This is a genomic window from Trinickia sp., assembly GCF_051953405.1.
In the GTDB taxonomy this organism is placed as follows: Bacteria; Pseudomonadota; Gammaproteobacteria; order Burkholderiales; family Burkholderiaceae; genus Trinickia.
This window is the reverse complement of the sequence record NZ_JBQCIV010000084.1, coordinates 1-14124: the sequence shown is the minus strand read 5'-3', so window position 1 is coordinate 14124 and position 14124 is coordinate 1. Positions and strand designations below refer to the sequence as shown.

The following is a 14124-nucleotide window of genomic DNA, read 5'->3' as shown; positions in this document are numbered from 1 at the left end:
ATCTGTACGGTGCCAACAGCACGGGAGCGGTATTGCTAACCCAGCAGTCTCGCCGCTGTACGAACGATCTCATCGACGAACACTTTCACCATCGGGTGGTTGCGCTCGCCGCGGCGATAAGCGACGTAGATCTTGCGGCGAACCTCCGGCTTCAGCTTGACCCAGGCCACGCCGCGCGGCGAGCGGAGCATCCGAAGGCCGGGGGCCACCGATACCGAGCAACCGGAGGCGACCATCGCTTCAACCATCTCGGATCCGCGACATTTGGCGTTGGTGCGAGGTTCGAATCCGGCACGGCGACACAACTCGGCGACAATGCTGCCCAATGGTCCCCCCCTCGATTCGATTGCCCAAATTTCGTCTTTGAGATCGAGTAAATTGAGCGATGGCTTTTTGCTCAGCGGGTGATCTGTCGAAACCGTTACGTACCACACGTCCTCGGCCAACGGCACCGTCGTCACATGTTCGCGGTTATCGCCCGCGACGAGCGAGAGATCGTCGATCAAGGCGACGTCCGTCCTCCAGGACCGCAGCGCGGTGACCCCGTCGATCGCCTCCAACTCGTCGATGGCGATCTCCATGCGCGGAAACGCGCGCCGCAGCGCTTTCACCGTGTCGGGCAGCACCACCGATGCGATCGACGGAAACGCGGCAACGCGCAGCTCGCCGGCGATCTCCCGCCGAAGCTCAGCCATCTCCGAGCGAGCCTCGTCCATCACGACCATCAACCGCTCGGCATGGGCTACCAGTGCGTGACCTGCCGCAGTCAATCTGACCCCACGGCCGATACGCTCCGTCAACTTGATCCCGACTTCCTCTTCGAGCTGTGCAATCTGCTGCGATACCGCCGAGGGCGTCAAGAACAGCGCCTCGGCGGCGGCGGCCATCGTGCCGCATCGCGCCAGTTCGAGAAGTGCTCGCAGTCGCCCGATTTCCAAATCCATCCCCCCTCGAACAAGCTGCCGGATTCAACAGAAGCGCTAATGTATCGCGTTAAAAACGATAAGTATACGTAAGGTAAGTTGCCGCCTACGATTGAATCGTCTGACAGCGCTGGAGAGCAGTCGCGAGACACATGCACGGGGCCGGCTCAGCCCCGCTGCGTCACTGCCGAGCCACTTTCTGGAGATGATCATGTTTGCCTTTCTTCTCGCCTGGATTAGCCGCCGGTTCGAACGCGCCGAACAACGTCGACACGACGAGTACCTCGCCGGCGCACGAGACCTTGCCGAACTCGAACGGCGCATGCGTTCGCTCGAAAGTTGCGGCATGCGGTGATCAGGACCGATGGCACACCCGTTCTTCACGATCGGCCACTCGACTCGTCCGCTGCCCGAATTTATTGGTCTGCTGCGGGATTCGCACGTCGACCTGCTCGTGGACGTGCGCAGCATTCCGCGTTCGCGCAAGAACCCGCAATTCAATCGCGACGCGTTACCCTCTGCGCTGGCTGCGGAACATATCGGCTATGCGCATCTCGCCGCGCTCGGTGGGCGGCGTGGCCGTCGCAAGAGCGACGAACCGTCGCCGAACGGATATTGGACTGTCCTCGCATTTCGCAACTATGCGGACTACGCGACGAGTGCCGCGTTTCGCGACGCTCTCGCGCAACTGCTGGAGCTGGGGGCGCGGCATCGCTGCGCGATCATGTGCGCGGAAGCGGTTTGGTGGCGTTGTCATCGCCGCATCATCACCGATTACCTTCTGCTACACGGTGTACCCGTGTTTCATATCATGGACGCGCATCATGTGAATCCCGCAACCATGACGCCGGCTGCGCAGCCGCAGTCGGACGCAACGCTGATCTATCCGCCTCAAGCCGAGGCTACGCACCCGCTCGATGTCGGGAAACGGAAGGGCGCGTAGCAAGTTGACGAGGAGCCGGGCCTGTCGATTGCCTCACGATGAGTTCGGTGGGCAGCACGATACGCGGTGCAATAGAATCGTCGTTTTCCATTTGCGACAGCAGCGTATTCACGGCCGCACGCCCCATCTGCGCGAAGGGCTGACGGATGGTCGTCAATGGGGGATGCACCTGCGATGCCATCGGAATGTCGTCGAATCCGACGACCGAAAGGTCATGCGGCACCTTGAGCCCGTGCTCGCGCGCCGCGGCGATCACGCCGAATGCGCCCAAATCGTTGACGGCAAAAATGGCCGTCGGCGGTTGCGCAAGCGAAAGCAATTCGCATCCTGCATCGAACGCTCGCATTTGCGAGAGGTCGCCCTGCGCGATGAGACGCGGATCGTAAGGCAGATCGAGGCGAGCCAGCGCGTCGATATAGCCTCGCCGCCGATCGCGTACGCCTTCGATGGATTCGTCGCCTCCCACGAACCCGATGCGCACGTGCCCCAACTGCGCCAAGTGCTCGACCGCGCGCATCGCGCCGCCGTAGCTGTCGACCGAAACCGACGGAAACCCCTCTAGGCTGCCGCGCTGATCGATCGCCACGACAGGGACGTTGGACGCGGCAAGCGCATTGAAATAAGCCGACTCGCGCGGCAAGATCGCAACGACGCCGTCGGTAAATTGCTTGATCAATCCCAACACGGATTGATGGGAATGCCGGTCTTCGTCGAATAGCGTGTACACGAGCGTTTCATAGCCCTGCGCCCGGGCCGCCCGGCCCACGCCGACGACAAGTTCGCCCACGTAATGATTGTCGAGTACCGGCGTCATGATGCCGATGATGCCGTTACGTCCGCCGGACAATTTTTGCGCACTGCGATTGACGACATATCCGATATCGGCCGCGATTTTCAACACCCCCTCGCGCGTTTCTTGAGAGACGCCGGGCTTATCGTTGAGCGCGCGCGAAGCCGTCATCTGCGAGACGCCGGCGATTTTTGCAACCTGCGCGAGGGTCGGTGTTTGTTTGCTCATTTCGTTCGTTGCTAACGACTGATCGGTGTACTTGCCTTACCGCATACCGATCTGCGCGAGGCGGTTTCATCGGTGTCATCGGCCGCATTTCTCCGTCGATCGATAGTGGGCGGCGACGGTAGCGGTAACGTCATCTTACCAGGAGTCGTCTAGCCGGCAATGGGGGGGACCCCGCGTATTGGTCAAGCACTATTCCGAGCGGGGATGGGGGCTTGTCTTTGCCCGACTGAACGTGCTGTGCAGGCGCAGCGACGGGTAAACACGGATGGCAGCGATAATCGACGAAAAATAACATTGCGTAACGTTAGCGATAACGTTGTGCGACTCGACAACAACGGAGACGTGAATGATTGCTGGGAAACTGACAAGACTCGCGTGGACGGCGGCGTGGCTCGCGGCTACGTGGACGCTATCGATCGGCGTCGGCTATGCCCAATCGGGCAAAACGATCACCGAATGGGATCATCAAACCGACGGCAACGAACCGGCCAACTTGCAGAGCGCGATAGCGCGGTTCGAGCAAGGCGACCGGGGCTATCAGGTCGAGTCGTCGCATGTGCTCAACGACGCCTACAAGGCCAAGCTGAAGATCGCATTCGGTGCGGCGCAACCGCCGTGCGTGTTCGATTCGTGGGGCGGAGGCGGGTTGAGAGAGTATGTGAAATCCGGTCAAGTCGTCGATCTCACGCCGTTTCTCAAACAAAACAAAGCGTTCGCCGATCGGTTTCTGCCCACCTCTTGGTCGGCGGTGACGACCGACGGAAAGATCTACGGCATTCCGGAAGAGAACATTGCCGTCGCGGTCGTTTTCTATAACAAAGACCTGTTTCAGAAATACCACCTGAGTCCGCCTGCCACGTGGGCCGATTTGATGAATGTCGTCAAGGTGTTCAACGCGCATGGCGTTGCGCCCTTTGCGTTGGCGAATAAGAACAAATGGACGGGGTCGATGTACTACATGTACCTCGTCGATCGGCTGGGCGGCCCCGGGGTGTTCCAACGCGCGGCCGATGGTGCGCCGGGCGGCAGTTTCGCCGACCCGGCATTCGTCGAGGCGGGGAAGTACATCCAGGATCTCGTGAAAGCGGGCGCATTCGCCCCGGGCTACAACGGGCTCGATTACGACATCGGTGCATCGAGGCGGCTGTTGTATTCGGGCCGGGCGGCGATGGAATTGATGGGCACGTGGGAGGCGTCGACGATTCGGAAAGAGAATCCGTCGTTTTATCAGAAGCTCGATTTCTTTCCATTCCCAAGCGTGCCCGGGGGCAAAGGCGACCCGCGCGATATCGTCGGGACAGTCGGCGACAGCTTCCTGAGCATTTCGACGCAATGCCAAGACCCGGCGGCTGCTTTTCGGTTGATTCAAACGTTCACCGATGACGCCGCCATGAAAGAGCGGGTGGCCGACAATCGCATTCCGCCGATCAAGGGCGTCACGGTGTCGGATCCATTGATGAAACGCGTGCAGGCATTGATCGAACAAGCGCCGAACGTGCAGCTTTGGTACGACCAGGAACTGCCGCCGCGTCTCGGCGAACGGCACAAGGACCTTGCGCAAGCGTTGTTCGGGCTTTCCATTACGCCCGAGGCCGCGGCCGAGCAGATGCAAGCCGCGGCCAAGAGCACAACGAACTGATCTGTGCCGGACGTCGAAACGAGCGGAACGCCGGAGGTGGTCTTGAGTACCGTGACGGTTGAATCGGACGTATCGAAGGTATCGAATCGGCAACGCGCGATGGGTTCGCAATGGCTCGCCGCCATCGTGCTGCTCGCACCGTCCGTGTTGCTGCTTGGCGTGTTTCTACTCTATCCGCTCTTCGGCAGCTTTCGGCTGTCGCTGCTCGATTGGAACGGGTTGGGGAGCGGCGCACGCTATGTGGGCCTAGGCAATTGGGTGCACCTGGCGCACGACCCGGTGTTCTGGAAAGCGCTGCGCAACAATGCCGTATTGGCGGTGTTCTCGGTCCTCATTCAGTTACCCATCGCGCTCGTGCTTGCCGTCCTGCTGGACAAGGCCGGAAAGCGTTCGAAGGTATTGAAGCTGCTTTATTTCCTGCCGCTATTGATGTCGAGCGTCGCGATCGGGGTGCTATTCAAGAACGTCTACGATCCGAATTTCGGTCCGTTGAACGTGGGATTGCGCGCGATCGGGTTGGACTCGCTCGCTCAGGATTGGATTGGCGATCCGCGCTTTGCACTTGCGTCGACGATCGCGGTGATCTGTTGGCAGAACATCCCGTTTTATATGATTTTGTTTCTTGCCGGTCTTTCGTCCTTTCCGACCGAATTGGGCGAAGCGGCCCGCCTGGACGGCGCCTCCGAAGCCACTATCTTTTGGCGCCTCAAACTCCCGCATCTGCAGGGCACCATCAGAACGGCCGGCCTGTTGGCCGTGCTGGGATCGCTGCGGTACTTCGATCTCGTGTTCGTCATGACAGGCGGTGGACCCGAGCACGCGTCCGAACTCATGGCGACCTACATGTACAACAAGGTGTTCAGCTCGTTCCAGCTCGGCTATGGAAGCACGATCGCGTCCGCAATGTTCCTGATCGTCGCGCTCGTCGCCGCCGCCGCCATGCGCGCGACACAACGCTACTCGCAAAAGGTTTGACCATGTCCACTCGGGCGATACAAGACACGACATTGGCTAGGCGCGGCCTGCTGTACGTTCTGGCGTTCGTGTGGCTGGGCGTCACGACGCTTCCGTTCTTGTTCGTGATCGTCACCAGCTTAAAGTCGCAGGAGGAATCCTTTTCGAGTTCGGTGTGGTCGCTGCCGCAGCGAATCGACCTCGCCCAATACAAATCGGTACTGCATGGCCCGTTCTTCACCTATCTTCGCAATAGCTGCTTCGTGGTCGGCTTGTCCGTGTTGCTGATCGTCGTATTGAGTTCGATGGCCGCTTATGCCTTCGCACGTCTGAAATTCCCATTCGCGAAGACGTTGTTCGGGCTCGTGGTCGCGGCGATGATCGTGCCCATTCACGCGGCCTTGGTGCCCATCTATCTGCTCATCCGAAATATCGGGCTATACGACACCTCGTTCGCTTTGATCGGACCTTACGTGGCATTCAGTTTGCCGATCTCGATATTCATCTTGACCGAGTTCATGAAGCAAATTCCGCACGAGTTGGAAGAGGCGGCTTGCCTCGACGGATGCGGGCCGCTTACGATCTTTTGGCGAATCTACTTTCCGCTTTCGACGCCGGGCCTGGCAACGGTTGCGATCTATAACGCCGTGGCGCTGTGGAACGAGTTCATCTTCGCCTACGTACTCACGTCGACGCCGAGCCACCGGACACTCCCGCTCGCGATATGGGATTTCCAGGGGCAATATTCATCGAACGTTCCCGGCATGCTGGCAGTCGTCACGCTGACATCGCTTCCGTTGATCGCCGTCTATGCATTTGGGCAAGAGCGCGTGATCAAAGGGATGATGGCCGGCTCCCTAAAGGGATAAGGGTAAAGGGTATACACATGGCAAGCATCGGCCTCAGCAACGCATACAAGGCGTACGGCGCAAGCCCTCCCGTCTTGCGTAACGTCGATTTGGAGATCGGCGCCAATGAGTTCTGCGTGTTCTTAGGACCGTCCGGCTGCGGAAAATCGACGCTGCTTCGCATGATCGCCGGCCTAGAGACCATGACGTCCGGGGAACTGCGAATCGACGGGAAGAACGTCAACGACGTGCATCCGTCGAAGCGAAACGTCGCCATGGTGTTTCAAAGTTATGCGTTGTATCCGCATATGAGCGTGTACGAGAACATGGCTTTCGCGCTGCGTCAGGCAAAGCTCGACGGCGCAGCCATCGATCGCAAGGTACGGCGCGCGGCCAGTTCGCTGCAGCTCGATCAACTGCTGGATCGCAAGCCGGGCGCGCTGTCGGGCGGCCAACGTCAACGGGTGGCAATCGGCCGAGCGATCGTGCGCGAGCCGGGCGTCTTTCTCTTCGACGAACCGCTGTCGAACCTCGATGCGGCGCTGCGCGTTCAAACTCGCACGGAGATCGCGCGGCTTCACCGCGAGTTCAACCAGGCCAGCGCCGTTTATGTCACGCACGATCAAACGGAAGCGATGGCACTCGCCGACAAGATCGTCTTGCTGCACGCCGGTGCGGACATGGAACGCGATGGCAGCATTGCGCAAATCGGCTCGCCGCTCGATCTGTATCACCGGCCGAGAAACCGATTCGTGGCGGGTTTCATCGGCTCGCCACGAATGAATTTCGTGCAGGGCACCGTGGTCGAGGCGAGCGCGTTCGGTATGTCGATGCGCCTGCCGGGCGGCGAACTGCTCGACGCGTCGGTCGACGGGCGGCGGCTTGCGATCGGTGCGGACGTCACCCTCGGGATTCGTCCGGAACACATCGGCATTGCCACCGGCGAGGCGCGAAGCCAGGTTCTGCGCGCGCAAGGCCGGCTCATCGAACGGTTCGGCGAATGCACCTATCTGCACGCCGCGTTAGCGGGGCAGAGCGAGGCGAACATCGTTGCGAAGCTACCCGGCGACGTCGAGGTCGATCGCGGCCGCCCGGTCTCTCTTTGGATTGCCCCGGATGCCTGCCATGTGTTCGACAGCGGCGGCCTTGCCTTGCCGCGGGTCGAGCGCGGCAACCGCGGCGATTTCGCTCAGCGTAGCGCCTGAGCTGCCATCCCTTCCTCTACACGAGAGTTTTCATGCCAATCGATATCGCCGAACAAGCCGCTCTGTATCGCGATGCGGCAGCACCCCTTGCCGAGCGTGTGGCCGACCTGCTTGGACGAATGACGCTGGAAGAAAAAATCGCGCAATTGCACGCGGGCTGGCTGAAGTTATCGGCGGATGGCAAACACACCTGGCGCCTCGCCGATTTCGCGCAACGAGAGACGGACATCACGGTCGATCAGTTGCTCGAGCACGGGTTAGGGCAGATCACACGCCCGCTCGGCACGCACACGGTGGAGGTGCGCGAGGGCGTTCGAGCGTTCAATGCTTTGCAGCGCAGGATGATCGAGGACACGCGGCTCGGTATCCCGGTGATGTCGCACGAAGAGTGTCTCGTCGGACTCATGATCGAAGGAGCTACGCTCTTTCCTGCGCCGCTGAACTACGGTGCGACGTGGGATGCGGATCTGGTCGAGAGCGTGGGGCGTGAAATTGGCGAGCAAGCGAGATCGATCGGTTGTCACCAGGGGCTCGCGCCCGTGCTCGATGTCTCTCGCGATCCGCGCTGGGGGCGGACGGAGGAGACGTTCGGCGAGGATCCGTATTTGGTCGGCGCACTGGCCACGCGTTACGTCCAAGGGCTTCAAGGCGAGCGCCGAGACTTGCTTGCGACGCTGAAGCATTTTGCGGGGCACTCGGCGAGCGAGGGAGGGCGCAATCACGCGCCGGTCCACATGGGGCCGCGAGAGTTCAACGATATTTTCCTATTGCCGTTCGAGATGGCGGTGAAGCTGGCGAACGCGGGCTCGGTCATGCCCGCTTATCACGACGTGGACGGCGTACCGTGTCATGCCGACCAGATGCTCATCGAGGGTACGTTGCGTCGTAAATGGGGATTCGACGGCCTCGTGGTGGCCGATTACGCCGGTGTCAATTTGCTCTATACGCATCACGGCGTGGCCGACGACGCGGCGAAAGCGGCGGCGTTGGCGTTTAACGCCGGGCTGGACATCGAACTGCCGGGACATGAATGCGCCTTGCATTTGAGAACCGCCATCGAGCGGGGCGATATCGACCTGTCCGTGATCGACGCCGCGGTGGCGCGTGTGTTGACGGCGAAGTTCCGTCTCGGGTTGTTCGAGCATCCGTACGCGGATCCCGAGGGCGTCAACGTGAGCAGCGCACAGGCGGTGGCATTGGCGCATCGCGCGGCCATCGAGTCCATCATCCTTTTGAAAAACGCCTCGGTGCTTCCGCTCGATACCGAGGGCGGAACGCGCATTGCGATCATCGGCCCGACAGCCGACGATCCGCTGGCCTTGCTCGCGGGATATAGCTTTCCCGTGCATTTGATCAACGCGGGCGAGCGCACGCGGGCTTCGGTGAAAACGCCGCTACAGGCATTCAAGGAGCGTTTCGGAAGCCAGAACGTCGTGTATGCGAAGGGGTGCGAAATCATCCACGAGCGCCGCGCCGGAACGCCGGTTTATCCGGGCGACGTCGACATGGCGCGTGCCATCGACGAAAACCGTCAAGCGCCGATCAGCCGGGATGTCGGTCAAATCGACGACGCCGTTCGCGCGGCGCAATCTGCGGATGTGGCGTTCGTCTTCGTCGGCGATCTGTCCGGCCTGTTCCAATCGGGTACGGTGGGCGAGGGCTCGGATACCGATAGTCTCGATTTACCTGGGGTGCAGCAGGCGCTGTTATCCGCGGTGGTGGCGACGGGCAAGCCCACCGTCGTCGTGCAGACCGGCGGGCGTCCCTACAACCTGGGCGGTCTGGAAGACGTGGTGGCAGCGTATGTCATGGCGTTTGCGCCGGGCCAGGGAGGCGCGGATGCGCTGGCCGAACTGATATCGGGCGGAGCGAATTTTAGCGGTAGGCTGCCCTTGTCCATTCCGAAGAGCGTCGGTGCGGTGCCCTATGTCTATAACCATAAGCTCAAGAGTTCGGGTACGCCGGTCGCTTACCACTTCGGCTCACGCTATCCGTTTGGATTCGGGCTCAGCTATACGGACTTTCAGTATCGGGCGCTTCATTGGACTAACCGGGAGGCCGAGATCGACAGCGGGCAATTCGAATGGACGTTCGAGGTGGAGAACGTGGGAGCCCGCGACGGTACCGAGGTGGTTCAGATCTACGTTGCGGATTGCGTTGCGTCCGTCGTTCGCCCCGTGCGCGAACTCAAGGGCTTTCAACGGGTCTTCGTTCCAGCGGGCGGGCGCCGCACCGTTCGCGTCCGGCTGCCGGTCGATATGCTCAATTTTACCAACGAACGAGGCGAGCGGATCGTCGAGCCGGGCGAATTCCAGATGATGATCGGCAGTTCCAGTCGCGACGTTCGGTTGAGCGAAACCGTGGTCGTGCGCGGTGAGGGGGTGCGCACGCTCGGTCGCCATTGGCGCATGCTTTGCGAGGTGATGGTGATCGACGATGCGACCGCGCGATGATCGGCAGGCCGTTCCAAGCAAGCTTCGAAAAACACGATCGCATCGGGATGGAGGCGGCCGCTTACGCGAGCCGGAATACCGATACCGCCTGCGTCAGCCGCATCGCTTGCTCGTCTAGCGAGTGCGCTGCCGCAGCCGCTTGTTCGACGAGCGAGGCGTTTTGCTGGGTCACGTCGTCCATCTGCGAGACGGCCTGGTGAACTTGCTCGATGCCTTGGCTTTGCTCTTCCGATGCGGCCGCAATCTCGCCGACGATATCCGACACCTGTTCGATCGCCTGCTTGACGTTGCCCATCGTCGAGCCGACCCCTGTCGCTTGCGTGGCGCTGTCGTGAATCATCGATACAGACGTTGCGATCAAATCCTTGATTTCCTTCGCTGCCGCGGCAGAGCGCTGTGCGAGTGAGCGCACTTCGCTTGCGACGACTGCAAAGCCGCGGCCTTGTTCGCCGGCGCGGGCCGCTTCCACGGCCGCGTTCAAAGCGAGGATGTTGGTTTGGAAGGCAATCCCTTCGATCGTGCTCGTGATTTGCGAGATCTTGTCCGAACTCGAGCTGACTTCGCCGATCGTTCGCACCATATCTTGGACGGCTTCGTTGCCCGTATCGGCCAAATCGGTTGCGCGTGCCGCCAATGCGTTCGCCTGCCGCGCGTTGTCGCTGTTCTGCTTAACAGTCTGCGTCAATTGCGTCATGCTTGCGGCGGTCTGCTCTAGAGAGGCGGCTTGCTCCTCGGTTCGCGCCGATAAATCCGTGTTACCGCTTGCGATCTGCTTCGAGCCTACGCCGACCGTTTCGGCCGACTGCCGCACCGCTTGCATCGCTTCACCCACGCGCGTCATGAGGACGTTGAATCCGCTTGCCGCTGCGCCGATCTCGTCGTTGGCGATCACCGGCGCGCGCAGCGTGAGATCGAGCGACGTGCTCGCGCGCTCCAGGGTCGTCTTCATGCTATCGAGTGCGCTTAGAATCGTGTGCGACAGCGTCATGATCCAACCGACGATCAAGGCGAGAATGAAAGAGAGGACAACGATGATGGTCCATCGCGTGCGCGTTCTGATTCGCCGCGCGTCGTCGGCGGATTGCCAGGCGCGTTCCTTCGCATCGTGACTGACTTGCTGGAAGGCCGCTTGCAGCGGTTTGAAATCGCTGCGGTAAAGTGCCGTCATTTGATCATTGGCGGCCTTCGCATCGCGGGTCGCGAGGTCGATGATGTCGTGCGACTTGCGATCGTAGCTGTTCCATTTGTCGAGCACAGCCGTCACCTTTGCTTCGTCCTCCGAATCAGTGAGCAATGGCTTGATCTGGCTCGTTTGCCGTTCGATGTTCTGCTCGGCTTCCGCATAGACCTGTTTGGTGTCGTCGGTGCTCGGGTCCATCTCGATCGTCGAGAGGGCCGAGCCTTTCATATCCGTCAGCGCGATGGCGATTTGCTGTTCTCGCCGCGTGTGTCGCTGGGCCTGGTCGGCGGCGCTCAGGCTCATTGCAGAGAGAACGATGCCGGCACCGAGCGACAAGACGGACACGGCGACCAGCAGTCGAAGCTTTTGCTTGATGTTCATAGAGCGGATGCCAGAAGAAGGGGTCGCCCTATTAACGGCTGAAACCGATTTCGTCTGAATGTAAGAAAATCCTTATTCTTGTGTAGTCGTGCGGTTCGCGGTGCGCTGGGTACGAGCGTAGTGCTTTGAACTTACGTTGCGGCGCGAGCCCGATAGGCGTCGAGCGTCGTTCTGGCTTGTGCCCGAATGGCTCGCTGCACGAAGGGCGTCCAGCCTAGCAACGTGCCCTTTAGCCCGAGTGCTTGGCGCGACCACCGCCATAGATCGAACGAGTCGTGATGTTCGGCGATCAGTCCGTTGCGAAATGCGAATCGCGCCTCGATCTGATTCACCACGATTCTGCCGGTGCGATTGAATCGATAGGTGGCCGTCCAATGCGCGTGGCCGCCGCGATCGTCGGCGGCGATATCGGAGAACGTGAGCGAGAACCCTTCCGCACGCTGCGCCAACATACGCCACATGTCGCGCGCGGCATCGCCTTTCAACGTACCGAACGCGGGATCGCTGAAGACGACATCGTCGGTGTAGCACCGCGCCATCGCGTCGGCATCGAGTTGTTGGAAGGCCCGGTAAAAGTCCGCGACGATCTTGGCGTTAGGATGGCGATTGTCCATTGCGTGTGCTTGCCTTTCGGTTTGGGATTATTCATCGAGTCGTGGGCTAGGCGAGTTTTCACCACCAAACGGGCCAAGTCAATGGTATGCGAGGGCGGGCTCTACTTGGCGTTGGCAAATCGATCATCCCTCGGATGCGGGTCACCGACGTTCTGCTCGGCCACCTCGGCTTTATGCGCGGCGGGCGCGTTCACTTTTGCGTCGATTGCACCAATTTCGATGGAATCATCACTTACACCCTCCATTTCTAGGCTGATTGGCAGAAGTGCGATCTTTCCAATGTTGATTTCTGTCCCCGTCGAACGCGCTTCGATCCACAGGGAAGTCGGGATTCTTCTGACTTCCGAACGGATGCAGCGCTTCCCGTCCGGCGCCGCTTGCCGCTCTATGCGTGCTAGTCGTTACCTCAAATTGCGGACCTGTCGATTGCTGACGTGAATGGTGCAACTGAATTTGCTGCGGTACGCCATCGTTCATCATGAAAGGCGCACCGCCGGCGAGACGTATCGGGTCAGTCGATACGAACCGCCCAATCGCCGGGTCGTAGTACCGATGCCGGTTATAATGCAGGCCCGTTTCGTCATCGAACCGCTGGCCATTGCAACATATCGGAAATGAAGGCTTTCAATCTTTCAGTTGGCGTCATTCCGCCTCATATCGTACACATTTGCAATGAGAGGATTCGAGAGCATTCGCGATTCGGCAACATCATTCCGAATGGGCGTAAATATAATCCCCTAATTCGATTCGCCAATATCTCAATCGCTTCCAGTGTCGAAAATACTCCATTAGTGAGGATTTCAATTTCGGCAGCACCTTATCCAAAAAGAAAAAGAAGAAGTAAACAGGCGTATCCTCGCCGCTATTGTCATCCTCCCATTTCTCCTCGGTAGCAAAGCACAAGATTATGCATCGAATAAGCGCAACAAATTCCGCACCAGCGGAGCGCTGCTCCTTCTCAAGCCGCCATAGCTCTACCAAGCAGCTTTCGCGATCTACCCGCCCTCTGAGGTTATTGGTGCGAATAGCTCTGTCTATATATTCTGACGCAAGATCCAGATCATCGCGTGACGCAACGCCATCTAGAACACCTTCACTCACGGCCCTCTTCAAAAAAATCGCATAGCGCCGAGTCATTTCCTCGATAGACACTTCATTATCGAGCAACTGTTTCTCTAGTGTCTCAATTTCATCGCACTCTTGATCATCAATCATTTTATGCTCCATCGTAAACCCCCAATCTACCCATCACGTGCGCACAAGAGGGGCAAAACGCCAAATGCTTGCCGTCGTTTCTAACAGTGGTCGATTTTCCGCCTTGAACGATCTCTTTCAGGTCGTCGGCTGATTGAACATTATTGTGCTGGGCAACTTGGCTAGGTGCATCAGCCTCACCGCAATACCCATGAGTAAGCGATCTTTGATTCTCTGATACGGAATCGTACAAGTCCTGCACAACCGGGTGTTGAATGCCGGCGCCGTCTGCTTTCGCGCTAAAGCCTACGACGGGGGGTGTCCAGCTCACCTCCCTCAACAGTCGTGCGGGTCCCGTTGTTGTTTGCTATGCGGAACTGTACGCCGTCGCTAGCAAACAACTTGTCGTCTGGGAGGTCAACGTCGTGGAATGAATGGAATTTTCCTCGACACCCCAGCCGCTTACGAAGCCCAAACGGATCGACCCACTGGACGGGGTTAGGGGCATAGGCATATGCGTTGGCTCCGCCCTGCACCCCGATCGGGTCGGTTGATATGAACCGACCTGTCGTAGCGTCGTAATACCTGTGGCGGTTGTAGTGAAGGCCCGACTCTTCGTCGAACTGCTGTAGTGAATCGCCCCGGGAATCGTGGAGGCTGGTTGGTTTAAGTTGATGCCGGCATCGCAACTGCGTTGCTGAGTTGCCGGTAGTAGTTTGCCTCAGCTTCAGCGGGTGGGATATAGCCGAGCGGTTCCATGAGCCGATGGTGG

At 59.6% G+C, this 14124-nt stretch carries 13 protein-coding genes and 2 pseudogenes; 7 read left to right on the top strand and 8 right to left on the bottom strand.

Annotated features, from left to right (window positions below; genetic code table 11):
• Positions 1–35 precede the first annotated feature (35 nt).
• Complete coding sequence (locus tag ACTHN9_RS14515) at positions 36–944, bottom strand: LysR family transcriptional regulator (RefSeq protein WP_440537462.1); 909 nt, start codon at positions 942–944, stop codon at positions 36–38.
• A gap of 190 nt (positions 945–1134) precedes the next feature.
• Here ACTHN9_RS14515 and ACTHN9_RS14510 point away from each other — a divergent pair, with 190 nt between their 5' ends.
• Positions 1135–1278, top strand: a complete 144-nt coding sequence (locus ACTHN9_RS14510; protein ID WP_440537461.1) for a DUF3563 family protein — start codon at positions 1135–1137, stop codon at positions 1276–1278.
• A 9-nt stretch (positions 1279–1287) separates the two neighbouring features.
• Entirely contained in the window at positions 1288–1866 is a 579-nt protein-coding gene (locus ACTHN9_RS14505; protein WP_440537460.1) for a DUF488 domain-containing protein, read from the top strand.
• Here the strand turns inward: ACTHN9_RS14505 and ACTHN9_RS14500 are convergent.
• Positions 1826–2884, bottom strand: a complete 1059-nt coding sequence (locus ACTHN9_RS14500; RefSeq protein WP_440537459.1) for a LacI family DNA-binding transcriptional regulator — start codon at positions 2882–2884, stop codon at positions 1826–1828. The genes ACTHN9_RS14505 and ACTHN9_RS14500 overlap by 41 nt on opposite strands.
• A gap of 346 nt (positions 2885–3230) precedes the next feature.
• Here ACTHN9_RS14500 and ACTHN9_RS14495 point away from each other — a divergent pair, with 346 nt between their 5' ends.
• The 5 genes from ACTHN9_RS14495 to ACTHN9_RS14475 are packed head-to-tail and all read left to right on the top strand — an operon-like array spanning position 3231 to position 9983.
• Entirely contained in the window at positions 3231–4523 is a 1293-nt protein-coding gene (locus ACTHN9_RS14495; protein WP_440537458.1) for an extracellular solute-binding protein, read from the top strand.
• Positions 4524–4526: 3 nt separating this feature from the next.
• On the top strand, positions 4527–5498 hold the full coding sequence (locus ACTHN9_RS14490) for a carbohydrate ABC transporter permease (protein WP_440537457.1): 972 nt from the start codon (positions 4527–4529) through the stop codon (positions 5496–5498).
• Between the two features lie 2 nt (positions 5499–5500).
• Complete coding sequence (locus tag ACTHN9_RS14485; protein WP_440537456.1) at positions 5501–6346, top strand: carbohydrate ABC transporter permease; 846 nt, start codon at positions 5501–5503, stop codon at positions 6344–6346.
• 17 nt (positions 6347–6363) lie between these two features.
• Complete coding sequence (locus ACTHN9_RS14480; protein ID WP_440537455.1) at positions 6364–7530, top strand: ABC transporter ATP-binding protein; 1167 nt, start codon at positions 6364–6366, stop codon at positions 7528–7530.
• Positions 7531–7562: 32 nt separating this feature from the next.
• Positions 7563–9983, top strand: a complete 2421-nt coding sequence (locus ACTHN9_RS14475) for a glycoside hydrolase family 3 N-terminal domain-containing protein (protein WP_440537454.1) — start codon at positions 7563–7565, stop codon at positions 9981–9983.
• Between the two features lie 61 nt (positions 9984–10044).
• Here the strand turns inward: ACTHN9_RS14475 and ACTHN9_RS14470 are convergent, their stop codons facing one another.
• The 6 genes and pseudogenes from ACTHN9_RS14470 to ACTHN9_RS14445 form a co-directional block, all read right to left on the bottom strand.
• Positions 10045–11544 (bottom strand): methyl-accepting chemotaxis protein, encoded by a 1500-nt coding sequence (locus ACTHN9_RS14470; RefSeq protein ID WP_440537453.1) that lies wholly within the window; start codon positions 11542–11544, stop codon positions 10045–10047.
• 131 nt (positions 11545–11675) lie between these two features.
• Positions 11676–12158, bottom strand: a complete 483-nt coding sequence (locus tag ACTHN9_RS14465) for a nuclear transport factor 2 family protein (RefSeq protein ID WP_440537452.1) — start codon at positions 12156–12158, stop codon at positions 11676–11678.
• A 228-nt stretch (positions 12159–12386) separates the two neighbouring features.
• Positions 12387–12665 (bottom strand): HNH/ENDO VII family nuclease, encoded by a 279-nt coding sequence (locus tag ACTHN9_RS14460; protein ID WP_440537477.1) that lies wholly within the window; start codon positions 12663–12665, stop codon positions 12387–12389.
• A pseudogene (locus ACTHN9_RS14455) lies at positions 12648–12755 on the bottom strand (RHS repeat-associated core domain-containing protein); the annotation flags it as partial. The pseudogene ACTHN9_RS14455 and the gene ACTHN9_RS14460, both read right to left, overlap by 18 nt.
• A gap of 111 nt (positions 12756–12866) precedes the next feature.
• On the bottom strand, positions 12867–13373 hold the full coding sequence (locus ACTHN9_RS14450) for a hypothetical protein (RefSeq protein WP_440537451.1): 507 nt from the start codon (positions 13371–13373) through the stop codon (positions 12867–12869).
• A 446-nt stretch (positions 13374–13819) separates the two neighbouring features.
• Positions 13820–13981 (bottom strand): annotated as a pseudogene (locus ACTHN9_RS14445) (RHS repeat-associated core domain-containing protein); the annotation flags it as partial.
• Positions 13982–14124 lie beyond the last annotated feature (143 nt).

What these genes read in the sequence shown, in the direction of transcription:
- ACTHN9_RS14480 (WP_440537455.1), top strand. Translation starts at nt 6,364, where the DNA reads ATGGCAAGCATCGGCCTCAGCAACGCATACAAGGCGTACGGCGCAAGC.
- ACTHN9_RS14510 (WP_440537461.1), top strand. Translation starts at nt 1,135, where the DNA reads ATGTTTGCCTTTCTTCTCGCCTGGATTAGCCGCCGGTTCGAACGCGCC.
- ACTHN9_RS14500 (WP_440537459.1), bottom strand. Translation starts at nt 2,884, where the DNA reads ATGAGCAAACAAACACCGACCCTCGCGCAGGTTGCAAAAATCGCCGGC.
- ACTHN9_RS14485 (WP_440537456.1), top strand. Translation starts at nt 5,501, where the DNA reads ATGTCCACTCGGGCGATACAAGACACGACATTGGCTAGGCGCGGCCTG.
- ACTHN9_RS14515 (WP_440537462.1), bottom strand. Translation starts at nt 944, where the DNA reads ATGGATTTGGAAATCGGGCGACTGCGAGCACTTCTCGAACTGGCGCGA.
- ACTHN9_RS14475 (WP_440537454.1), top strand. Translation starts at nt 7,563, where the DNA reads ATGCCAATCGATATCGCCGAACAAGCCGCTCTGTATCGCGATGCGGCA.
- ACTHN9_RS14465 (WP_440537452.1), bottom strand. Translation starts at nt 12,158, where the DNA reads ATGGACAATCGCCATCCTAACGCCAAGATCGTCGCGGACTTTTACCGG.
- ACTHN9_RS14505 (WP_440537460.1), top strand. Translation starts at nt 1,288, where the DNA reads ATGGCACACCCGTTCTTCACGATCGGCCACTCGACTCGTCCGCTGCCC.
- ACTHN9_RS14495 (WP_440537458.1), top strand. Translation starts at nt 3,231, where the DNA reads ATGATTGCTGGGAAACTGACAAGACTCGCGTGGACGGCGGCGTGGCTC.
- ACTHN9_RS14470 (WP_440537453.1), bottom strand. Translation starts at nt 11,544, where the DNA reads ATGAACATCAAGCAAAAGCTTCGACTGCTGGTCGCCGTGTCCGTCTTG.
- ACTHN9_RS14450 (WP_440537451.1), bottom strand. Translation starts at nt 13,373, where the DNA reads ATGATTGATGATCAAGAGTGCGATGAAATTGAGACACTAGAGAAACAG.